A 22,766-nucleotide genomic window follows, 5' to 3' on the forward strand; every position below is an offset into this window, starting at 1 on the left:
TAGTAAAATTTACGTAGCAAGTAGATTTGTTAAAGTTTAAAAAACTAAAATATAACTTAAGTCATTGAAAATAAATGTTCTTTATTTAAAAAGAAAATTTTATTAGATAGGAAAGATTAATTTTTAATTCATTTTTTGCTAAAATTGCATTATTTTTAGCCTCTTTTAATATAAATAAACATGATTTCAGAAAAACAGTTTCAAGAGGAACTTATTGATATAATAGCTAAAGGAGTAAGAGAAGATATAGGACCAGGAGATTACAGTTCTTTAGCTTGTATTCCTGTTACAGAAGTGGGTAAAGCAAAACTTTTAGTTAAAGATGCAGGAATCATTGCAGGAGTAGAATTTGCCAAAATGATTTTTAATTACGTAGATCCTACCTTAGAAATAGAAATTTTAATTCAAGATGGAACTCCAGTAAAATATGGAGATATTGTCTTGTATGTTAAGGGGAGTTCACAATCTATTTTAAAAGCAGAGCGTTTAGTGCTTAATTCTATGCAACGTATGAGTGCAATAGCTACTAAAACAAATCATTATGTACAATTACTACAAGGTACTCAAACAAAAGTTTTAGATACACGAAAAACTACTCCAGGTTTTAGAGCTTGTGAAAAATGGGCTGTAAAAATAGGAGGAGGAGAAAATCATCGTTTTGCCCTTTATGACATGATTATGTTAAAAGATAATCATATTGATTTTGCAGGAGGTATTACTTCAGCAATAGCTAAAACGAAAGAATATTTATTAGCAAATGATTTAGATTTAAGAATTATTGTAGAAGCTCGTAATTTAGAAGAAGTACAAGAAATTTTAGAATCTGAAGGCGTTTACCGTATTTTAATTGATAACTTTAATTTTGAAGACACTCGTACTGCTGTTCAAATGATTGGAAATAAGTGTTTAACAGAGTCTTCTGGTAATATTAATGAAAAGACGATAAGAGAATACGCAGCGTGTGGAGTTAATTATATTTCATCAGGAGCCTTAACTCATTCGGTATATAATATGGACCTATCTCTAAAAGCTGTATAAGTATTGTAGGGAAATTAAGAATAAAACAGATTCATTAATTTACATTGAAAGTTCAAAAAATGGAAAATACAAAAGACATACTTCTAAAAATACCATTAGCTAAACAGTTGGTAGTTGTTTTAGATAATATAAAATTACCTTGGCTAAATGGATTATCATTTTATGAATTAGTAGAATTTTATTTAGTAGGAATTCTTCAAGGGGGTATTAGTTATAGAGCAGCTGCTATTGCTTTTAGTTTTTTTATGGCATTATTTCCTTTTGCCTTATTTATTTTAAATTTAATTCCATATATTCCTATTAAAGGCTTTCAAAGTGACTTTTTAGTATTTGTGAGAGATAATGTACCACCAACAACATTTGATGCTATTGAAAATATTATTAAAGATATTCTTAATAATAGCCAGACAGGATTGCTTTCTTGGGGGGTGTTTTTATCTGTTTTTTTAATGACTAATGGAGTAAATGCAGTAATGAGTGGTTTTGAAACCTCATTACATGTTACTGTAAAAAGGCCTTATTTTAGACAGTATTTTGTAGCCTTACTTATTTCATTAATACTTACTACTATTCTTATTATAACCGTATCTGCTATTATATTTTTAGAAATAGTTATTCAAAAGACCATTATACAAGATGTTCTGAACTCTAGAGTTTCTGAAAAAATATCTTTGATAGAAATGGGCAGATATTCTTTTGTAATTATTATGATTTTGTTAGCAACAGCTATTTTGTTCAAATACGGCATTAAGCAGTCTAAAAAAAAGCGACTTATAACTATTGGTACTGTTTTTACAACAGGATTAATTGTAGTATCTTCCTACTTTTTTGGTATTTGGGTTGTTAAATTTTCAAAATATAATGAACTTTATGGTTCAATAGGTACACTTTTAGTATTCCTTTTTTATCTTTGGATTAACTGTATGGTCTTGTTATTAGGTTTTGAATTAGATGCATCCATACGAAAACTTAAAAAAATTAAATAAAATGAAAAAAATTGCACTTTTAACTTTATTATTCGGGTGTTTACAAATGAATGCTCAATCTGTTTTTGGTAAATGGAAAACTATTGATGATAAAACAGGAAAAGCAAAGTCTGTAGTTGAAATTTTTGAATCAAATGGGAAAGTATTTGGAAAAGTAATTGAAATTCTAGATCCAACAAAACGTGACAGAAAATGTGAAAAATGTGATGGTGCTGATAAAAATAAACCAGTTTTAGGTTTATTGATTATTAAAGGGCTTTCAAAAGATGGAGAAGAATACAACGGAGGAAATATTACAGATCCTGAATCAGGAAATGTATATAAATGCTTCATAAAACTAAATAGTAAAGATCGTTTGACAGTAAGAGGTTACATGGGAATTTCTCTTATAGGACGTTCACAAACTTGGGTAAGAATCTAATTCATGCGCTATTTTATAGAAGTTATTATACCAGTTTCGCTTCCACAAACTTTTACATATGAAGTTTCGGAAGCGGAATTTTCTTTTATACAAATAGGTATGCGCGTTGCTGTTCCTTTTGGAAAAAGTAAGTTTTACACCGCACTGACTATTAATAAACACCATTTAGCACCTACTTTGTATGAAGCTAAACAAATTCATCTAATTATAGATCAAAAACCTATCTTAACAACTATTCAAATCGAGTTTTGGAAATGGATAGCTAGTTATTATATGTGCTCTTTAGGAGAAGTTTATAAAACCGCATTACCATCAGCGTTAATACTAGAAAGCGAAACCGTAATTTCTGCAAAAAAGCAAGTGTCTGATACATCTAATTTGTCAGATGATGAATTTTTAATAGTAGAAGCACTTTCTAATCAAACTGCTTTAAAAATATCAGAAGTAACAGCTATTCTTAATAAAAAGAAAGTATTTTCAGTTATTCAATCTTTATTAGATAAAGATATTTTAATTCTTCAGGAAGAAATGATTGAAGAATACAAACCTAAGCTGGTGAAATACGTTCGTTTAGTAGAACGATTTGATAAAACAGATCAATTAGAAGAATTATTACAAATTTTAAAAAATGCGCAGAAACAAAAAGAATTAGTTTTAAGTTATTTTCAGTTAATAGCTGTTAAAAAAAAGCCAATAGCAGCGAAAGAATTAATTGAATTTTCTAAGGTAACAGCTAGTATTCTAAAAACATTAGTAGATAAACAAATTTTTGAAGAATATTTATTGCAGCAAGATCGTATCTCTTTTGATGAAATAAAAGAAAATAAAATTAGTTTAAGTATTGCTCAACAACAAGCACACGATCAAATTTTAGAAACTTTAAAAACAAAAGAGGTTTGCTTATTACATGGTGTAACAGCATCTGGAAAAACAGAAGTTTATATAAAGATTATAGAAAAATATTTAGAACAAGAAAAGCAAGTTTTATATTTACTACCTGAAATAGCTTTAACTACTCAGTTAGTTGGAAGGCTAACAAAACATTTTGGAAATAAAATAGCTGTTTACCACTCTAAATATTCAAATAATGAAAGGGTAGAAGTTTGGAATCATGTATTAGTAAATTCAGATAAAGCAAAGGTAGTAATAGGAGCTAGATCAGCCTTATTCTTACCTTTTCAAAATTTAGGTTTAATCATAGTAGATGAAGAACATGAACAAACCTTTAAACAAGTAGATCCAGCACCTCGTTATCATGCTAGAGATGCTTCTATTATTTTAGCTCATCAATTAAAAGCAAAAGTAATTTTAGGATCAGCTACTCCTAGTTTAGAAACTTATTATAATAGCCAAAAAGGAAAGTATGGTTTAGTAGAGCTTTTTGAACGATTTGGAAATGCTGTTTTACCTGAAATTATTTTAGTAGATCTAAAAGATAGTTATTTTCGTAAAAGAATGACAGGACATTTTAGTCAAGTACTTATTGATAAAATGCAAGAAGCATTATATAATAGTGAACAAATTATTCTTTTCCAAAATAGAAGAGGGTATTCTCCTGTCTTAGAATGTATGACTTGTGGTCATATTCCGCAATGCCCACATTGTGATGTAAGTCTTACTTATCATAAATTTAAAAATCAATTACGATGTCATTATTGTGGTTATAACATAGCAAAACCCACTAATTGCCATGCTTGTTCTAGTATTGATCTTACTTCAAAAGGCTTTGGTACAGAACAAATTGAAATGGAACTGGCCAGTTTGTTTCCAACAAAAAATATCAAACGAATGGATCAGGATACAACTCGAGGAAAATATTCATTTGAACGTATAATTGATAGTTTTAAAAATAGAGAAATAGATATACTAGTAGGAACACAAATGCTAGCTAAAGGATTGGATTTTGATAACGTATCATTAGTAGGAATATTAAATGCTGATAACATGTTATATTTTCCTGATTTTAGAGCATTTGAGAGGAGTTATCAAATGATGACACAAGTAGCAGGTAGAGCAGGAAGGGGGGACAAAAAGGAAAAGTAGTTATACAAAGTTATAACCCCATACATAATACAATACAACAAGTCACAGAACATGACTATTTAGGTATGTATAAAGAACAGTTGTATGAAAGACATATTTATAAATATCCACCTTTCTATAAGTTAATTAAGTTAACGTTAAAGCATAAAGATTTTGAAAAACTAAAAGAAGGTTCTATGTGGTTATATCAAGTTATGAAACAAAATTTAGATATGCCCGTTTTAGGACCTGAAGAGCCACCAATTAGTAAAATTAGAAATGAATATATACGAACCATTTTAGTTAAAATTCCACAAGATAAACACTTAGGGAGTACAAAAAAAACTATTCAGAAAATACTGAATAGTTTTGAATCAGTTCCCGTTTATAGGTCTATAAGAGTAGGAGTTAATGTAGATGTAAACTAGATTAAGCCTCTAATACACGCATTAACTCTTCTTTTTATTACGGCTTAAAGGTATTTTTGTTACACCAATTTCAGCAAATTTGCTGTTAAATTTTTCTATTTTATCAATATTAATGATAAATGATTTGTGTACACGAATAAATTTTTCTTTGGAAAGATCTTTCTCAAAAGATTTCATTGTAGATAAAACAAGATGGCTATCTTCTTCGGTTACGATTTTTACATAATCTCCAAAAGCTTCAATCCATTTTATTTTAGCAGTGTATATTTTCAGCTTTTTTAAATTACTCTTAATGTAGATATGTTCTCCTTCTTCTTCTGCATTATGATCTTTTCTGAGCATGTGTAAATCCATTGCTCTTTTGACTGCTATATTAAAACGCTCTTTGGTAAGTGGTTTTTGTAAATAATCAGTAGCTTCATAATCAAAAGCCTTTAGCGCATACTCGGCTTTAGCTGTAATAAAGATAATTTGAGGTTTTTCTTTTAAACCGTCTAATAGATTAAAACCATTAATAATAGGCATCTCTATGTCTAAAAATAGTAAATCTACTTCATTTACGGCTAAGGACCCTTTAGTTTCAACAGCATTTGAAAATTCGGCTACTAAATTCAGGTTTGGATGTGCTTCTACTAGTTTAGTCACTAAAATTCTTTGGATAGAGCTGTCATCTACCACAATACAATTCAACTTCATTGGAAACAGTTTAAAATAGATTGGACGGTTAAAAATAGTTTATTTTTTTTTACTGTCAAATTATTTTCGTGAAAATCAGTCGTTTTGTCGAAAAAAACAATAATATATTTGCCGTTCTGAATATTATTATTACTTTTGCATCCAATTTTATAACAAATAAATTTTATTACTATGAATCATTATGAAACTGTTTTCATCTTGAATCCCGTTTTATCTGAAACTCAGGTAAAGGAAACAGTAAGCAAATTTGAAGATTTTTTAACTTCAAAAGGTGCTAAAATTGTTGCTAAAGAGGATTGGGGATTGAAAAAAATTAGCGTACGAAATCCAAAACAAAAAATCAGGATTCTACCAATTAATCCAATTTGAAGCTTCTAGTGAAGTTTTAGCTGGTTTAGAAGTTGAGTACAGACGTGATGAGCGCGTTATGCGTTTCTTAACAGTAAGTTTAGATAAACACGCTGTAGCTTGGGCTGAGAGAAGAAGAGAGAAGTTAAAAACTAAAAAAGCTTAATTGATATGTCTACAATTGAACAATCTGCAAAAGGAAAAAAAGACGGAGATATCAGATATTTAACGCCTTTAAACATTGATACGAACAAACAAAAAAAATATTGTCGTTTCAAAAAATCAGGAATCAAGTATGTAGATTATAAAGATGCTGATTTCTTATTAAAATTCGTAAATGAGCAAGGTAAAATCCTTCCTCGTCGTTTAACAGGAACTTCTTTAAAATACCAAAGAAAAGTATCTGTAGCGGTAAAAAGAGCACGTCACTTAGCTTTAATGCCATACGTAGCGGATTTATTAAAATAATAATTTAAATAAAGTTGTTGGTTTCCTAACATAGGAACCTAACTTCTAAAATAAAAAGGACAACAACATGGAAATTATCTTAAAACAAGATGTTCAAAATTTAGGATTTAAAGATGATGTCGTAACAGTTAAGCCTGGTTACGGTCGTAACTTCTTAATCCCTCAAGGATTTGCAGTATTAGCTACTCCATCTGCAAAAAAAGTTTTAGCTGAAAACTTAAAGCAAAAAGCGCATAAAGAAGCTAAAATTGTAGCAGATGCTAAAGCTAAAGCAGAAGCTATTAAAGCTTTAGATATCAAAATTACTGCTAAAGCAGGTGGTGAAAAATTATTTGGATCTGTAACAAATGCTGATTTAGCACAAGTTTTAGAAAAAAATGGTCACGCTATCGAGAAAAAATTCATCACTTCAGGTGTAGTTAAAAGAATTGGTAAATACAGTGCTACTGTTCGTTTACACCGTGAAGTTATCGTTGAATTACCATTTGAAATTATTGCTGAACAAGCTTAATTTTAAAAACGATATATTTTTTAAAGTCCCTTTTGGGACTTTTTTTATTACTTTTACTATTATAATAACTAAATTTTATTAATTTGAAATACAAGAGACTTACCAAAGAACAATTTGATTCCCTACATCAGGAATTTGCCAATTTTTTGGCTACTCAGCAAATTGATAAAGCAGAGTGGGATCAGTTAAAAGTACATAATACTGAAGTAGCAGAGCAAGAATTAGATGTTTTTTCTGATCTAATATGGGAAGGGGTATTAAATAATGCTAAGTTTATAGAACATTTTTCAAAAAGACACATCTTTTTGTTTCATTGTCAGGAATACTTTATACAAACTATAGTCATAAAAGCTTTAAATACAGAAGTAGATTTTTTAACAAATGATGGCTTAAAATGGTTAGGTGATCATTTGTTTACAGAAAATGTAGAGCTTTTGCGTGGAAAAAAAGAGTACAAACAAGAACGTAATCAAGAGCTATTTGGACTTATAGAACAAGGTGGTATTTTAAGTGATGGGCAGCTCTATATGCAGATAAATGGTATCATTGAGTAATTTTTTTGCTTTACTATAATTAAATGGCTATTTTAGTATTTTATTACTTTAATAGCCCTTTTTATGGATATTTTTTCAAAAATTCAAGCCCTTAGAAATGAATTAAATCAACATAATTATAATTACTACGTTTTAGATAATCCTACTATATCAGATTATGAATTTGATATAAAATTAAAAGAACTTCAAGAGCTAGAAGAAAATCATCCAGAATATAATGACCCTAGTTCTCCTACCCAACGAGTGGGAGGATCTGTAACTAAAAACTTTACGACTGTTCAACATGAATATCGCATGTATTCCTTAGATAATTCTTACTCAAAGGAAGACTTATTAGATTGGGAAACTCGAATTCAAAAACTACTTGGAAATAGACCTGTTCAATATACTTGTGAGTTGAAATACGATGGTGCTTCTATTAGTATTACTTATGAAGATGGAAAATTATTACGTGCTGTAACGCGTGGTGATGGTTTTCAGGGAGATGATGTAACGCATAATGTAAAAACTATTAAAGCAGTTCCCTTAACACTTCAAGGTGATTTTCCTGAAAAATTTGAAATTAGAGGTGAAATTATTTTACCATTTGCAGGGTTTGAAAAAATGAATCAGGAGTTAATAGAAATAGGGGAAACACCTTATTCAAATCCACGAAATACAGCTTCTGGAAGTCTAAAATTACAAGATAGTGCAGAAGTAGCGAAAAGACCCTTAGATTGTTTATTGTACTCTTTAATAGGGAATAATTTGCCTATTTTAACTCAATTTGAAGGTTTAGAAAAAGCAAGAAACTGGGGGTTTAAAGTACCTACACAATCTAAGCTGGCAGGTTCTATGCAAGAAGTTTTTAAATTTATAGAATATTGGGATACTCATCGTCATGAAATGCCCTATGAAACCGATGGTGTAGTTATAAAAGTAAATAGTATAGATCAGCAAGAAGAACTAGGTTATACTGCTAAATCTCCACGTTGGGCAATAGCTTATAAATTTAAAGCAGAACAAGTAATAACTAAATTAAATTCTATTTCTTATCAAGTAGGAAGAACAGGAGCTATAACCCCTGTAGCTAATTTAGAACCTGTACAACTAGCAGGTACTGTTGTAAAAAGAGCTTCTTTACATAATGCAGATCAGATAGAAAAACTAGACATAAGAATAAATGATGAAGTATTTGTAGAAAAAGGAGGAGAAATTATTCCTAAAATTGTAGGAGTAGATGAATCTAAACGCTCTGCTAGCTCAACTAAAACAACTTATATAACCCATTGTCCAGAATGTCAAACAGAACTGATCCGAAAAGAAGGAGAAGCTCAACATTATTGTCCTAATTATTACGGATGTCCACCTCAAATCATAGGAAGAATACAACATTATATATCCCGAAAAGCAATGGATATAGAAGGATTGGGGGGAGAGACAGTTGCATTATTATTTAAAAATCAATTAGTTTCTAATTATGCAGATTTATATGAATTAAAGAAAGATCAAATCGTTGTTTTGGATAGAATGGCAGATAAGTCAGCAGATAATTTATTAGCAGGAATAGAAAAATCAAAAGAAATAACTTTTGAACGTGTCTTATATGCATTAGGTATTCGTTACGTAGGAGAAACCGTTGCAAAAAAATTAGCAAAGCATTATAAATCAATTGAAAATCTTCAAAAATCAACTTTGGAAGAACTAATTACGGTAGATGAAATAGGAGTTAAGATAGCTCAGAGTGTAATTGAATTTTTTGAGAATCAAGACAATTTAACCATTTTAGATCGTTTGAGTAATTATGGAGTACAGTTAGAATTAGAAGAGTCAGCCTCTACCATAACTTCTGATTTATTTAAAGGGAAAATTTTTGTAGTATCAGGTGTTTTTGAAAAATTTTCAAGAGATGAATTAAAACAATTAATAGAAAATAATGGCGGAAAAGTAGGAAGTAGTATTTCTTCTAAAACTAATTATGTAGTAGCAGGAAGTAATATGGGGCCCGCTAAATTAGAAAAAGCTACACAATTAGGAATAACAATTTTATCAGAAGAAGAGTTTACTACAATGTTATGCTAAAGAATGCACCTTTATATGTATATCTACTAGCTTGTTTTCTATCTGTTATAGCTATGTTATTAGGTAATGAGTTTTTGTTAATTATATCTAAGCCTGTTATTATACCTGCCTTAATGGCTCGTTATTTAGCTGTAGAAGAAAAACAAAATATACTATATGTATCACTAATATTTATCATTTATTTTTTTACTGACGCACTCACTTTATTTAATTTTGAGTTTATCAGATTTTTTAATATGAGTTTAGATCTGTTTCCTTATTTATTAATACTATTTTTAGTAGTAAAGGAAGCAAAGCGGATAGGATTTAATCAAAAAGCTTTTAATTTTTCCTTAATAGGAACTCTTTCTTTAATGGTTTTAACTTATTTTTTGTTAAATGGTTTAGCATTTGAAGATATGAAATATTCTATAGCTATTGTGGTCTACGGAACGGTTCTAACCTTTTTAATTTCAATTTGTGCTTATAATTATTTAGTGATTAATAACCTTCGTTTTAATAATATTTTAATAGCTATTCTTTTTTCTGCTATGGCAGATATTGTATATGTAGTTATGGTAAAAATGGATCATACCATTGTTTTTAAATGTATAAAATTTATATTTAGAGTTATTTCCTATTTTTTTATTGTTGAATATTTTATTAATGCAAGACCTTATTTTTTTAGAGAAATAAGAAGAAATGAATTATAATACATAATTAGACTTGTTTTAAAAAGATCGCTTTATGTTATTTTGTTTGCTAATGTTTTTGAGTTAAATAAAATAACTAAAGCGAATTTTATATCAATAAAATCTTTAAATAAAATAGTGTATAATATTGATAAATAAAATAATGTGTTGTATTTAATTACTTATAGTTTTAATTGAAAGTCTTTTTAAATTAATGATTACCCTGTTACAATAAAACATAAAACTTATTTCTATTCGTTTTTAAATTAGAAATATGATACTATTCCATCAGAAGTATTTAAAAAAACAAGGAACGATTATACGTCTAATTTGTATTACAATAAATAATCAAATTTCAAAAGGATTGGATGAGATAAATCCTTAATAAGTAAAAGAACAAGTTTTTTTATTTTAGTTAGATTAAAGGAATAAAAACATTTCTATAAAATTATTAGTTTAGTAGAACAAAATCATAATATTAAAAAATTTGATTATTAGATAATAGTATGTAGTAAATATCAAATAGTTTATATAGAAAAAGGATATTATATTTATTTCTATTTTTTATGTAAATATTTTTTATTATCTAAATAATTACTTTACTTATTGATCTTAAATAATTTGATTTTTAATTATTTAAATAGAGTATATTAATCAAATGTTTAGTGAAACCGTTTTTTACACTATAGAATTAAAACCGATTTTATTTTTGATTTAGTATTATACTATTTTCAAATATTCGACATTTTTTTCCTTTAAACCTTCAGTAATATTCTTTTGTAATTCTTTTTTAGAAAATGTATTGTTTTATTAAGTCCGTTATAAAGTAAATCATATCCCTTATTTTAGGTCATTGGATAAATGTATTTTTATAGTTAGTTTTGGAGAAATAATCCCAAACTTGAAAAACGAAAACCAAACTAGAAAAGAAATAATAGATATTCGCTTAAAACAAGCGGGTTGGAATATCAATGATCTCACACAAGTAGTTAGCGAGTATACTATTCAAGTACCTTCAAAAGAGCAAGTAAATGAACCTCATACACCTTATGGAACAAATCAATACAGCGATTATGTGCTATTAGGTAAAGACGGTAAACCTCTGGCAGTTGTAGAAGCAAAAAAATCATTAGTTGATGCCAATATTGGTAAAGAGCAAGCCAAACAATATTGCTACAATATTCAAAAAGAAAAAGGAGGCGAATTACCTTTTTGTTTTTATACGAATGGTTATGATATTTACTTCTGGGATTTAGAGAATTATCCCCCTAAAAAGGTACACGGTTTCCCTACTCGTGACGATTTAGAAAGATACCAATATATTCGTAAAGCAAGAAAACCTCTTGCTAGTGAATTAATCAATACCTCCATTGCTGGTCGTGATTATCAAATTAGCTCCATACGTGCTGTAATGGAAGCGATTGAAAAGAAAAAAGAAAGTTCTTATTAGTAATGGCAACTGGAACAGGTAAAACCAGAACTTGTATTGCCTTAGTCGATGCTTTGATGCGAGCCGGTTGGGCAGAACGCGTTTTATTTTTAGTAGACCGAATTGCTTTGCGTGACCAGACTTTAGAAGCATTTAAAGAACATTTACCCAACGAACCAAGATGGCCAAAGATTGGAGAAAAATCAATTGCTAAAGACAGACGGATATATGTTTCTACTTATCCCACTATGTTGAATGTGATTCGTGATGAAGAGAACTCATTAAGTCCGCATTTTTTTGATTTGATTGTTATTGATGAAAGCCATCGTAGTATTTATAATACCTACCAAGAAATTTTGGATTATTTTAATACCATAACCTTAGGATTAACCGCTACTCCTACTGATGTTATTGACCATAATACCTTTAAATTATTTGAATGTGAAGATGGTGTACCTACATTTGCGTACTCTTATGAAGAAGCTGTAAATAACATTCCGCCTTACTTGAGTAATTTTCAAGTAATGAAAATTAAAACTAAATTCTTAGAGCAAGGTATCAATAAACGAACCATTTCGCTAGAAGACCAAAAGAAATTAATTCTTGAAGGGAAAGAAGTTGCCGAAATTAACTTTGAAGGAAAGGACATCGAGAAATCTGTTACTAATAAAGGGACAAATGCTTTGATCGTTCGGGAATTTATGGAAGAATGCATCAAAGATGCTGATGGTGTATTACCAGGAAAAACTATTTTCTTTTGTTCGAGCAAGAAACATGCCCGACGCATAGAGGAATTGTTCGATGCTTTTTATCCTGAATATCATGGGGAATTAGCAAAAGTATTAGTGAGTGACGACCCAAGAGTGTACGGAAAAGGTGGTTTGCTTGACCAATTTACCCATAACAATTTACCCCGAATTGCCATCAGTGTAGATATGCTCGATACGGGTATAGATGTTCGCGAGTTAGTAAATTTAGTATTTGCAAAACCTGTGTATTCGTATACTAAATTTTGGCAGATGATTGGACGGGGTACTCGTTTAATAGAACCAACAAAAATGAAACCTTGGTGTACGCATAAAGACAACTTCTTGATTTTGGATTGTTGGGATAATTTTGAATATTTCAAAATCAATCCAAGAGGTCGCGAAACGCCGTCATCTATGCCGTTGCCGGTTCGATTGTTTGGCATTCGATTAGATAAAATAGAAAAAGCACAAGAATTACAAAAAACTTCGATAGTAGTAAATGAAATAGTCAAATTGCGTAAACAAATTGCATCCTTACCCAAAAACTCTATTGTGATTTTAGATGCTCAATCAGAATTACAACGATTGGAAGAGGATAGTTTTTGGAATCTATTAACTCCTGATAAATTAGATTTTTTGCGATTGGTGGTGAAGCCATTAATGCGAACAGTTTCTGATGTAGACTTTAAAGCGATGCGTTTTGAAAAAGACATAGTTGAAGTTTCATTGGCTCATTTATGCGAAGAAAAAGAAAAGTTTGAAGCCTTAAAAGATAGTATCATTGAAGAAATAAGTGAATTGCCATTAACCATAAGTACTATTGCCAGAGAAGCTGAACTCATTAGAAAATCCCAAACCAATAACTACTGGGCTACCATAACCGAAGCACGCTTTGATGAACTCATCATAAAACTAGCACCTCTAATGAAATTTAGAGAAACAGTGATGCCATTAGGTACAGTTAAATACAATTTCAAAGACGAAGTATATGCCAAAGAATATGTAGAGTTTGGACCGCAACACGAAGCCTTAAGTATTGCTAAATACCGTGAATTAGTAGAACAAACGGTAAATCAACTGGTTTATGAAAACCCAATATTACAAAAACTAAAACAAGGTAAGGAAATATCCGAAGAAGAATCGGCTAGTTTAGCAGAAGTTTTGCACGAAGAACATCCCCACATCACAGTTGATTTATTGCGTAGGGTGTATTCACATCGAAAAGCGCAATTGGTACAATTCATTAAACATATTCTTGGAATACAAATATTAGAATCGTTTCCTGAAACAGTCTCCAATGCTTTTGCCGAATATGTAAAAGCGCATACCTATTTAACTGCAAGACAATTGCAGTTTTTAGATTTACTCAAAAAATACATCATAGAAAAAGGCGAACTCAACAAACGCAATTTGATAGAATCGCCATTTACGATGTTGCATCCCGAAGGCATTCGGGGTGTATTTAAACCTAACGAAATAGAAGAAATTATAAACCTTACTAATAAATTATTAGCTGCATAATATGCTACAAACAAACCCAATATTAAAAGCCTTAATTGACCGACTTTGGAATAACTTCTGGAGTGGCGGAATCAGTAACCCGCTTACTGCCATAGAACAAATTACCTATTTGATTTTTATGAAACAAATGGACGATTTGGAAGCCAAACGTGAACGTGATGCCGAATTTACTGGAGAAGCCTATGACTTAAAATTCGTAGGAATGTTCAAAGTACCTGGCAGTATAGATGAAGTAGATAAACAAGATTTACGTTGGCGTAATTTCAAGCGAATGCCTGCCGAAGAAATGTTATTGCACGTACAAACCAAAGTTTTCCCTTTTTAAAAGAATTTGAAGGCGGTTCTAAGTTTACTAAAGCCATGGCAAATGCCGTTTTTATTATGCCAAAACCTTCTTTATTAGTTGAAGCTATTAAAATTATTGAGGAGATTTTTGTAGAAATTGAAAAGGATGCTGTAGAGGGTGGTCATGCGTTTCAAGACATACAAGGAGATGTGTATGAAATGTTGTTAGGTGAAATTGCCAGTGCAGGTAAAAACGGACAGTTTAGAACCCCTCGTCACATTATTAAATTAATGAACGATTTGGTACAACCACAATTAGGACAACGCATTGCCGACCCTGCTTGCGGTACCGCAGGTTTCTTGTTAGGAGCCTACCAATACATTTTGACCGATTTGGTTAGAAAAGAAAACCCAACTGCTTTGCAACCTGATGAAGATGGTTTTATGCGCGCCACGGTATCTGCTACTTTAAATGAAAATTTAAAACATATTGTTGAAGATTCATTATACGGTTATGATATTGATACGACAATGGTCCGTTTGGGATTAATGAACTTGATGATGCACGGTATAGACCACCCCAATATTGACTACAAAGATGCCTTGAGTAAATCGTATAACGAAGATGCTCAATTTGACATTATTCTAGCCAATCCACCTTTTACTGGAAATATTGACAAAGGTGACATTAACGAAAGTTTAAAACTAAACACTACTAAAACCGAATTACTCTTCATTGAACGTATTTACAATATGCTTAAAATGGGAGGAACTGCTGCCATAGTAATACCGCAAGGGGTTTTATTTGGTAGCGGAAAGGCTTTTGTAGAATGTCGTAAAATAATGGTAGAAAAAAGCGAATTGAAAGCAGTTATTTCAATGCCTGGCGGGGTGTTTAAGCCCTATGCAGGAGTAAGTACGGCTATTTTAATTTTTACGAAAGGTAGTGAGACGAGCAATGTATGGTTTTACGATATGCAGAACGATGGCTATACCTTAGATGACAAACGTAATAAAACGGACAAAAGCGACTTGCAAGATATTCTTAAACAATATAGTCAAAAACCATTTACAGCCAGTACTGATAAGGAACGTGAAGAATTATTCTTTTCAATTTCAAAACAAGAAATTGTAGAGAATGGATATGATTTAAGTTTTAATAAATACAGAAAAGAAATTTATGAAGAAGTGATTTATGAGGAACCAAAAATAATCTTTGAAAAACTTGAAAAACTTGAAGCAACAATATCAAAAGGGATAAATGACCTAAAAGAATTAATATCATGAAATTAGGCGAACTTTGTGATGTAGTTAGAGGTAGTAGTCCAAGACCTCAAGGTGATCCAAAATACTTTGGTGGAAATGTACCACGATTAATGATTGCTGATGTAACCAGAGATGGAAAATATGTTACTCCAATAATAGATTTTTTAACTGAAGAAGGAGCAAAAAAAAGTCGTCCGATGAAAAAAGGAGATGTAATTATTGCTGTTAGCGGTGACCCTGGAAGACCTTGCATATTAGCTGTTGATGCATGTATTCATGATGGTTTTGTTGGTTTAAGAAATTTAAATGAAAATAAAATTTTAAAAACATATTTATTCTATTTTCTAAACTATTTCAAACTTGCAAATAAAAAAATGCAGTTGGCGCTATTTTTCAAAATTTAACCACAGATCAAATAAAGAAAATTGAAATACCTGAAATATCAATTAATAATCAAAAAACCATTGTTGAAATACTTACCCAAGCTGAAAACTTAATCAAACAAAGAAAAGAGAGTATTGACCTTTTAGACGAGTTTTTAAAGAGTACTTTTTTGGAGATGTTTGGGGATCCTGTTAAAAATGAAAGGGGATGGGATGAGTTAGGACTAAAAAAATGTACCTCAAAAATTGGAAGTGGAGCAACTCCTAGGGGGGTAAGGAAATGTATGAATCAGAGGGTATTTCTTTAATCAGAAGTTTGAATATTTATGACAATGAATTTAAATATGAAAATCTAGCTTTCATAAATGATAACCAAGCAGAAAAACTTAAAAACGTAGAAGTCTTAAAAAATGATGTTTTATTTAATATTACTGGGGCGTCTATATGTAGGTGTACAGTTGTACCTGTTGATGTATTACCAGCAAGAGTTAATCAACACGTTTCGATTATAAGACCAATGCATGAAAAATTAAATCCTAAATTTTTAAGCAATTTTTTAATTTCAGAAAATGTTAAGAAAAAATTATTAGGAATAGGTTCTTTTGGTGGTGCAATAATGCAAGCCATAACAAAGGAACAATTACAAAATTTTAAAGTAATAATTCCGCCTATCGAACTTCAAAATAAGTTTGCAACAATTGTAGAAAAAGTAGAAAGTTTAAAAAAGGAGTATGAGGCTAGTTTACATGAGTTGGAAAATATGTATGGGGTTTTGAGTCAAAAGGCTTTTAAGGGGGAGTTGTTTAAAGAAAATGAAATGATCTTCGAAACATTTGAAAAATATAGTAAAAGGAAAGATCAGATTTGTGATATACAAACACCAGTTGCGGGTTCTTTAGAGCCTCCAAAAGAAGTTGAAGGCCCTCCAGTTTTTCAGAATACAGAAAAAGATATAAAAGATATGACTCTTGATGAATATTATGGTATTCCTGAGGATATTGTAGCAAAATATGGAAGTATTGAAAACCACATAGAAGACAAAGAGTTTATACTAAAAAAATCTTTCATGATAGCTCCATTGATTTAAAAAAACTTGAAGAAATTTATAATAAAATGACTTATGAACGTGGTGGCTTTTTTGACTTTGAAGATTGGAGAAAATATATTTTTGAAGAATTAGCAAAAAAAAATCATTCTTAAAACAAAAATATAATCCAAATACCAATCAACTAGAACTATCAATCAATGAAATTAAAAAGTCTTAAATTACATTCTCCTTTTAGAAGCCTTCAATCAGGTTTTGAAATAGACTTTCTAAATGAATACAATTCAGATAAGTTATGGGATTTTATGCCATACTGTTTGGTGGGCAGAAATGGCTCAGGAAAATCAAATATTCTCGAAGTTTTAGCTGAAATTTTTATCACATCGAATGTATTTATTTAGATTTTAAACCTGAAGGTTTTAATGGAGAGGGAAAATTTAAGAAAGTGCATACGGAGGGTTTTTTTGCAGAAAGTTGTAATCCTGACGCTTTTGAATTAGAATATTATTATTATATCAAAGGGGACTACTCTAGAAAACATTATAGTTCTACATATAATATTGGCTATGATGCTCATATAAAAATTATAAAGAAAGTTGATAAATCTCCAGAAGTACATTGGTTAAATCGGAAAGAATGTGTTGGAATTGAAACTACTTTACTTGAACGGATAGAGGTTAAAGATTTTTTGCCTGATTTTATTGTAGCCTATTCATCAGGTGAAAATCAAATTATTAATCTTCCTTTTTTTAAAATGAGATTTATACAATTTGATGAATATTTGTATAGATTAACTAAAGATTTAGATTACATAAAACCCGAAAGTCGTTTTGTATATCTAGATGAATATTACAATCAAGCTATTTTATTGTCAATTTATCTATTAAGAGAAAAAGAATCTCTTAAACCTTTCAAAGAAGAACTTGGTCTCGATGACATAAAATCATTTAGATTAATTATAAAAGTTGATAAATTTGAAAAAGTTCACAATGATGTTTTCAGAACAATTCCATTAGAAGATAAGAAAGATAAAAATAAAATTACACGTGAATTAACGTCATTGATTGATAAATCAATTGAAAGACTTAAAGCTTGTAGTACTACTTCATATTATAATTATGATACCAAAGAATGGATTTTAGATTATTTTGTAGATAAGGAATGTAGAGAAGCTTTTAAATTTCATTTTGCTGAAGATGCTTTTGAGCTATTTAGAACTTTTCAAGTTTTATTGAACTTAAATAATTACAAAACACCAAAGAAAATAAAACAAAAAGTTTATCATTCAAAAAACATCTATATTAATAAAGATGTAATTCCGCTTCCATATGATGAAGAAAGAATCTTTAGATTTAAAAATGTTGTTTTAAAAAGGACAAAGTTGATGAAGTTATTTATACGAAATCTTTGTCCGATGGAGAGTACCAGTTTATTCATTCTATAGGGCTTTGTCTATTATTTAGAGATACAAATTCATTATTTTTATTAGACGAGCCAGAAACTCATTTTAATCCAGGTTGGCGTTCAAATTTCATTTCAACATTAAGGGATTGTCTAAAACAAGATGAATCAAGTTTACTTGATAATAGGAGAGACTTATTTATAACTTCGCACTCTCCATTTATAATATCTGATTGCCAACCAGAGAATGTTATCATTTTTGATAAGCAGGATAAAAAAGTAGAGCATCAAACTGCTAAGAAAAAAGGAATAAGAACTTTTGGAACTTCAGCCAACATATTGACCGAAGAAATATTTGAGAAAAAAGAATCTATCTCTAAACTTTCGTTAGAAATTATTGAACGAATAAAAAAATGCCTTTAAACAGCCCTGAAGACATTTTGGCAGCTAAGGAGGAAGCGAGAGTTTTAGGTGAATCGGTCGAGAAAGTCTTATTATTTCGAGAATTAATACTAAAAGAAAACGAATTGAATAAACCGGAATGATAAATAGTTACAAGTATTTAATTAGTAGTCATATTATGTTAAATGACTTTGTTATTCAGTTCTTTGAAAGAATTGAACATGAAACAGGTCCATTTGATAATGCTTTTTTTGGCCTTGACTTTTATGATATAGTTAGAAGACACCCAAAAATTGTAAAAGAACAATTAATAAATATTTATAATGTTCTAAGAAGATTGGATCAAACAATTAGAACCGCTATTTGTAATCAAATTAAAGACAGTAACAATATCGAATTAATATGTTCTGGTGGTTATTTACCAATCATACTTGATAGCAATGTTAAAGGTTTAAGGAAATTATTAAGAGATTTTTTCTTGAATTTGTACGATCAGGTACTAGATGGTAATGCATTTAGGGATAAATTTCATACTACACTTTTAGATCATTTTAATGAATTTAGAAGAACTAATAAAAATACAACCCTTTGTCCAACTTGCGGAATTGGTGAGTTAAAAATGGCAGAAAGTAAAACAAGAGATCAATATGACCATTTTTTACCAAAATCATTATATCCTTTTTCGTCAGTGAATTTTGAAAATTTAATTTTATGTTGTAAAGAATGTAACTCATTTGATGTTAAAGGTGATAAAGATACCGTTGCATTATCTACAGGACGTTTATTTTATCCGTTTGATTTTAATCACAAACAATTATCTGTATCATTTACAATTACCACAGACAATGCAAATCCAGAGGATATTATTTGGAACATCACTTATTCAAGCCCTGATGGTAAAGTTGATGAAATACAATCTTGGAGGAATATTTATGATATTGATACTAGATATAGCGATTTTGTAAAAGGAAGAATAGAGAAATGGTATCGCTTTTATTGGGAATTTGTTAATGATGCTGAAATGGCTCACATCCCTGAAGAAGATAGAAAGCTTGCTTGTCTTAAAGCATTAGAAAAGATGAAAAGCTTAAACTTTCATTTATTAGAAAGCCAGTTTTAGATGGATTCCTAAGAGATTCCGTTTTAGCTAGAGCCCAGATTGAGGCAAATAATTACATATAAATAGTAATAATTAATATCATTTATGAAAAGAAGATATTGGGTAGTTTCTCCAAACGTTTTAAACGATGGTAATACCGCCTATTGGTTAAAAAAATCAAAAGAGGAGAATAAGGTATTTGTCGGTTATGGAAGTGATAAAAAGTTAGGCGAACGTTTTGAAAAATCAGTTTCAGAAAATGATTGTGTTATTATAGCTCAAGGAGCTAAAGATAACAGAACACTATATTTAATAGGCATCATAAATTCTCCAAGAGAGTTTGAAGAAACAAACGAAGTATTTTACAGAAAAGTCGATTACCTACTTTATGAGAATGATATACTTGAAAATAAAATAGAATTAAATTCTAATAATGCCTTTTTTGAATCTAATAATCCTGGGACTATTTATGAATTAAAAAGTCATAATAAATTTGATAAAAAAGTAATGGATACAATTGAAAACGCTTTTGCAAATAAGGAAGAAAACATAAAGTTACAAGATAAAATTCAACTGCTTGAATACAAAAAGCAAATCATTTTGCAAGGTCCTCCAGGAACGGGTAAAACGAGGTTGGCAAAAAAATAGCAAAAAAGTTTACCAATGAAGAAAAAATGATAAGCTATATTGATGCCATTGATAAATTTTTTGAAAACTTTGATTTAAATACAGATAGGCAAAATCATAGAAATATCACTAGTTTTTTACTTAATCAATTTAGAGAAAAATTTAAACCTACTGAAATCATTAATTTATCTTTAGAAAATTATGCTTTAGGCAGACCTGAAAAAGATGGATTTTGTTATTGGCTAGAATATAAACTAAATGCAACGGGGAAATATAATGGTCAGGCAAATAAAGGTAAAATATATTTTCGACCACGTGAAGATCGATATATTAAAAGTGGTTTTTTAGAAAATGAAAGCTCAGATACTAGAGCAATGGAAATGATGGCCGTAGAGTTAGATAAAGTAGTCAACCAAAAATTTGAGAATGGTGTAAATTTTGAAATAGGAAGAAACTTTGTTTTAAAAATTTTAAACACCTACTATCCAGAAATATATTTCCCTATTAACAGTGAAGAATGTTTAAACAATGCACTTAAACTTTTTGATGTTGATTTTTCAAATCTTAATTATATAGAAAAAAATAAAAAATTACAAACATTGTTCTTAGCAAAAAAAGAACACTTCAAAAAGGATGTAACTAATTATGAATTTATGTATTTTTTGTTTGATACATTCGGTTTAAAAGGTAATATCGAATTTCAGGGGGATAAAGTAGTTATAAATGGTAAATATAAAATAATTCAATTTCATCCAGCTTATAGTTATGAAGACTTTGTAAGAGGTATTTCTGCAAAAACTAATGAAAAAGGTGATGTACATTATAAAGTAGAAAATAGAATTTTAGCTGAACTTGCTCAAGAAGCACTAGATAATCCTAGTGCAAGATATGTTTTAATTATTGATGAAATTAACAGAGCTAACCTAGCATCAGTCCTAGGTGAACTAATTTACGCTTTAGAATATCGTTATATCTATGATAAAAATAATTATGAGGAGGCAAAAGTTGAGAGTATTTATGATATTTCTACGATAGAAGATGAGCCAAATAGGGAATTGATTCTACCCGAAAATTTATACATCATTGGCACTATGAACACCGCCGACAGAAGTGTTGGTCATATAGATTACGCCATACGAAGACGTTTTGGATTTGTGGATGTGTTACCTACCATTAATCCTATAGGAGAAAAAGCCAAAGAAAAATTTAAAACTGTTTGTAGTTTGTTTATTGAAAATTTTGACGAGGTTAACTGGGAAGAACCTATTTTTAAACCTTCAAAACATTTGTCTTCTGATTTTAAACCAGAGGAGGTTATGCTAGGACATAGTTATTTTATAACTAAAGAAAAAGTTGATGGTACTAAACTTCCAGATGAAAACAAACAAATCGAACTAAAGTTAAAATATGAGGTAGTTCCTATTTTAAAGGAATATGTTAAAGATGGGATTTTATTAGAAAATGATGAGGTCAAAAAGAGTATAAATGGACTTGTTTCTTAAAACATCTGATAGCAATTATTTTATTGAGCATCATCATTCTTATTTTAAAGATGAAATAGCAAAAGAATGTGATGTGCCTGTAATTCCTCCTCCCATTTTGTTTTTGCAAAATGAAAAGTCGGTATGTTTTGAAATTAATGCTCATACTAGAAAAATACAAACTAATTATTACATTGGTGTCGATTGGTTGATTGAAAACCAAAAGGCAATTTGTGTTGAGCCTAAACTTAATAAAGAACGTACAGATCAAATAGATTATCTAGCAATGCTATTTTCGGCTTTGAAACATTCAGAATCAGCTAAACATCTTGATAATTTGTTTGAGCTAAAGTGGGATAAGGATTATATTGAAATTGAACAACAGCAAGATTTTTTAACACCTTTGCTAGTAGTTCAGTTTTTAAGTTTAGTTAAAGAAATAGTTCGTAAAGGATTAAAAAAATCGTATTATAAAGTTGAGAACAACTTATATGCTAAAGTAAAGGGCAAAGTATTAATAAGCCAAACTATCAAACAAAACCTAGTTAAAAACAAACCACTACATACCTATTGCAATTATGATGAATTTGGTTTAAACGGCTTGGAAAATAGATTATTAAAAAAAGCACTGGTATTTGTTCAGCGCTATTTGCCTAACATTAAAAATCTGCAATCGGAAAAATACACTACCGTAATATTTAATTACATCAATCCAGCCTTTGAATTTGTTTCGGAAGAAGTGAATCTTCACGATGTAAAACATACCAAGACTAATGCATTTTATAAAGAATATGAAGAAGCTATAAAATTAGCGAAACTTATCTTAAAAAGGTTTGGTTATACTATTTCTAATACTCAAGAAAAAGAATAAAAA

The 22,766-nt window shown here is 29.8% G+C and carries 22 protein-coding genes and 2 pseudogenes; 23 read left to right on the forward strand and 1 reads right to left on the reverse strand.

Going from position 1 to position 22,766, the window contains the following annotated elements; translation table 11 throughout:
- Positions 1 to 180: 180 nt before the first annotated feature.
- The 4 genes and pseudogenes from nadC (at position 181) to priA (ending at position 4,895) form a co-directional block, all read left to right on the forward strand.
- Positions 181 to 1,038 carry a carboxylating nicotinate-nucleotide diphosphorylase gene (gene nadC / locus JJC03_RS14360; protein ID WP_088397776.1) on the forward strand — a complete coding sequence of 286 codons (858 nt, stop codon included), beginning with the start codon at positions 181 to 183 and terminating at the stop codon, positions 1,036 to 1,038.
- A gap of 59 nt (positions 1,039 to 1,097) precedes the next feature.
- Positions 1,098 to 2,024: a YihY/virulence factor BrkB family protein gene (locus JJC03_RS14365; RefSeq protein WP_088397777.1), complete on the forward strand. Its 927-nt coding sequence runs from the start codon at positions 1,098 to 1,100 to the stop codon at positions 2,022 to 2,024.
- Between the two features lies 1 nt (position 2,025).
- The gene (locus tag JJC03_RS14370) at positions 2,026 to 2,445 is read left to right on the forward strand and encodes a DUF2147 domain-containing protein (RefSeq protein WP_165624323.1); all 420 of its coding nucleotides are present in this window, start codon (positions 2,026 to 2,028) and stop codon (positions 2,443 to 2,445) included.
- A 3-nt stretch (positions 2,446 to 2,448) separates the two neighbouring features.
- Positions 2,449 to 4,895: pseudogene (gene priA, locus JJC03_RS14375) on the forward strand (replication restart helicase PriA).
- A 21-nt stretch (positions 4,896 to 4,916) separates the two neighbouring features.
- Here the strand turns inward: priA and JJC03_RS14380 are convergent.
- Positions 4,917 to 5,591 (reverse strand): LytR/AlgR family response regulator transcription factor, encoded by a 675-nt coding sequence (locus tag JJC03_RS14380; RefSeq protein WP_235873535.1) that lies wholly within the window; start codon positions 5,589 to 5,591, stop codon positions 4,917 to 4,919.
- A gap of 171 nt (positions 5,592 to 5,762) precedes the next feature.
- Here JJC03_RS14380 and rpsF point away from each other — a divergent pair.
- The 19 genes and pseudogenes from rpsF to JJC03_RS14460 all read left to right on the forward strand — a co-directional run bounded on the left by rpsF (position 5,763) and on the right by JJC03_RS14460 (position 22,763).
- A pseudogene (gene rpsF, locus JJC03_RS14385) lies at positions 5,763 to 6,105 on the forward strand (30S ribosomal protein S6).
- Positions 6,106 to 6,110: 5 nt separating this feature from the next.
- Positions 6,111 to 6,407, forward strand: coding sequence for a 30S ribosomal protein S18 (gene rpsR / locus JJC03_RS14390; RefSeq protein WP_014164395.1), 297 nt, complete (start codon positions 6,111 to 6,113; stop codon positions 6,405 to 6,407).
- 67 nt (positions 6,408 to 6,474) lie between these two features.
- Entirely contained in the window at positions 6,475 to 6,918 is a 444-nt protein-coding gene (gene rplI / locus JJC03_RS14395) for a 50S ribosomal protein L9 (RefSeq protein ID WP_088397782.1), read from the forward strand.
- 83 nt (positions 6,919 to 7,001) lie between these two features.
- Positions 7,002 to 7,472 carry a DUF6495 family protein gene (locus JJC03_RS14400; protein WP_088397783.1) on the forward strand — a complete coding sequence of 157 codons (471 nt, stop codon included), beginning with the start codon at positions 7,002 to 7,004 and terminating at the stop codon, positions 7,470 to 7,472.
- 63 nt (positions 7,473 to 7,535) lie between these two features.
- Positions 7,536 to 9,533: an NAD-dependent DNA ligase LigA gene (gene ligA, locus JJC03_RS14405; RefSeq protein ID WP_088397784.1), complete on the forward strand. Its 1,998-nt coding sequence runs from the start codon at positions 7,536 to 7,538 to the stop codon at positions 9,531 to 9,533.
- On the forward strand, positions 9,527 to 10,225 hold the full coding sequence (locus tag JJC03_RS14410) for a hypothetical protein (protein WP_088397785.1): 699 nt from the start codon (positions 9,527 to 9,529) through the stop codon (positions 10,223 to 10,225). Before ligA ends, JJC03_RS14410 begins: the two co-directional genes overlap by 7 nt.
- Before the next feature lie 880 nt (positions 10,226 to 11,105).
- Positions 11,106 to 11,654: a type I restriction endonuclease gene (locus JJC03_RS18245; protein ID WP_258931949.1), complete on the forward strand. Its 549-nt coding sequence runs from the start codon at positions 11,106 to 11,108 to the stop codon at positions 11,652 to 11,654.
- A 2-nt stretch (positions 11,655 to 11,656) separates the two neighbouring features.
- On the forward strand, positions 11,657 to 13,903 hold the full coding sequence (locus JJC03_RS14415; protein WP_258931951.1) for a type I restriction endonuclease subunit R: 2,247 nt from the start codon (positions 11,657 to 11,659) through the stop codon (positions 13,901 to 13,903).
- Position 13,904: 1 nt separating this feature from the next.
- A complete protein-coding gene (locus JJC03_RS18250) occupies positions 13,905 to 14,228 on the forward strand; it encodes a type I restriction-modification system subunit M N-terminal domain-containing protein (protein ID WP_258931952.1) in 324 nt (107 codons plus the stop codon).
- Between the two features lie 35 nt (positions 14,229 to 14,263).
- Positions 14,264 to 15,475, forward strand: a complete 1,212-nt coding sequence (locus JJC03_RS14420; protein ID WP_258931953.1) for an HsdM family class I SAM-dependent methyltransferase — start codon at positions 14,264 to 14,266, stop codon at positions 15,473 to 15,475.
- Positions 15,472 to 15,858, forward strand: coding sequence for a restriction endonuclease subunit S (locus JJC03_RS14425; RefSeq protein WP_235873536.1), 387 nt, complete (start codon positions 15,472 to 15,474; stop codon positions 15,856 to 15,858). The genes JJC03_RS14420 and JJC03_RS14425 overlap by 4 nt, the downstream gene beginning before the upstream one ends.
- 259 nt (positions 15,859 to 16,117) lie before the next feature.
- Positions 16,118 to 16,924, forward strand: coding sequence for a restriction endonuclease subunit S (locus JJC03_RS14430; RefSeq protein ID WP_235873537.1), 807 nt, complete (start codon positions 16,118 to 16,120; stop codon positions 16,922 to 16,924).
- A 158-nt stretch (positions 16,925 to 17,082) separates the two neighbouring features.
- A complete protein-coding gene (locus JJC03_RS19290) occupies positions 17,083 to 17,283 on the forward strand; it encodes an AAA family ATPase (protein ID WP_374226236.1) in 201 nt (66 codons plus the stop codon).
- A gap of 44 nt (positions 17,284 to 17,327) precedes the next feature.
- Positions 17,328 to 18,326, forward strand: coding sequence for a hypothetical protein (locus JJC03_RS14435; RefSeq protein ID WP_235873538.1), 999 nt, complete (start codon positions 17,328 to 17,330; stop codon positions 18,324 to 18,326).
- Entirely contained in the window at positions 18,290 to 18,706 is a 417-nt protein-coding gene (locus JJC03_RS14440) for an AAA family ATPase (protein WP_235873539.1), read from the forward strand. Before JJC03_RS14435 ends, JJC03_RS14440 begins: the two co-directional genes overlap by 37 nt.
- 118 nt (positions 18,707 to 18,824) lie before the next feature.
- Positions 18,825 to 19,805: a hypothetical protein gene (locus tag JJC03_RS14445; RefSeq protein WP_235873540.1), complete on the forward strand. Its 981-nt coding sequence runs from the start codon at positions 18,825 to 18,827 to the stop codon at positions 19,803 to 19,805.
- A gap of 84 nt (positions 19,806 to 19,889) precedes the next feature.
- Positions 19,890 to 20,432: a P-loop NTPase family protein gene (locus JJC03_RS18950; protein ID WP_309597819.1), complete on the forward strand. Its 543-nt coding sequence runs from the start codon at positions 19,890 to 19,892 to the stop codon at positions 20,430 to 20,432.
- Between the two features lie 26 nt (positions 20,433 to 20,458).
- Positions 20,459 to 21,913, forward strand: a complete 1,455-nt coding sequence (locus JJC03_RS14455; RefSeq protein ID WP_235873541.1) for an McrB family protein — start codon at positions 20,459 to 20,461, stop codon at positions 21,911 to 21,913.
- On the forward strand, positions 21,897 to 22,763 hold the full coding sequence (locus JJC03_RS14460) for a 5-methylcytosine restriction system specificity protein McrC (RefSeq protein WP_235873542.1): 867 nt from the start codon (positions 21,897 to 21,899) through the stop codon (positions 22,761 to 22,763). The genes JJC03_RS14455 and JJC03_RS14460 overlap by 17 nt, the downstream gene beginning before the upstream one ends.
- Positions 22,764 to 22,766 lie beyond the last annotated feature (3 nt).

The organism is Flavobacterium oreochromis, from assembly GCF_019565455.1.
Classification (GTDB): Bacteria; Bacteroidota; Bacteroidia; order Flavobacteriales; family Flavobacteriaceae; genus Flavobacterium; species Flavobacterium oreochromis.